At 74.1% G+C, this 355-nt stretch carries 1 pseudogene; it reads right to left on the minus strand.

What is annotated here, in order from left to right:
- A pseudogene (locus tag LK493_RS10120) lies at positions 1-355 on the minus strand (IS30 family transposase); the annotation flags it as partial.

The following is a 355-nucleotide window of genomic DNA, read 5'->3' on the forward strand; positions in this document are numbered from 1 at the left end:
ACGCGTCCTCCCCGAGGGCGAGGAACGCGGCGTATGACCTGCGGGCGGAGTGGCGCGTGGCCGCCCGGACGGCGGCGCGCCTCCTCGGCCTGTAGCCGACCTTGCGCCTGAGCTCCATGTTGGTCATGCCGTCGTAGCCCGCCGCGACCCAGCGGTAGATGGTCGACGGCGACAGGTCCACCGGCCCTCCGTTGCATGCGGCCATCTGCTCGGGCGAGAGCCCCCGGCGCAGGCAGTCCCTGATGGCCTCCAGCCTGGCCGCCGCGGCCGGCTCGTCGGCGTCGATCCCGCGCCTGGACGAGACGAGCACCGAGTCGGCGCACAGCTGCGCGGCCCGGGCCTCGTAGAAGACGTG

The organism is Collinsella aerofaciens (genome assembly GCF_020709435.1).
GTDB lineage: Bacteria > Actinomycetota > Coriobacteriia > Coriobacteriales > Coriobacteriaceae > Collinsella > Collinsella aerofaciens_AU.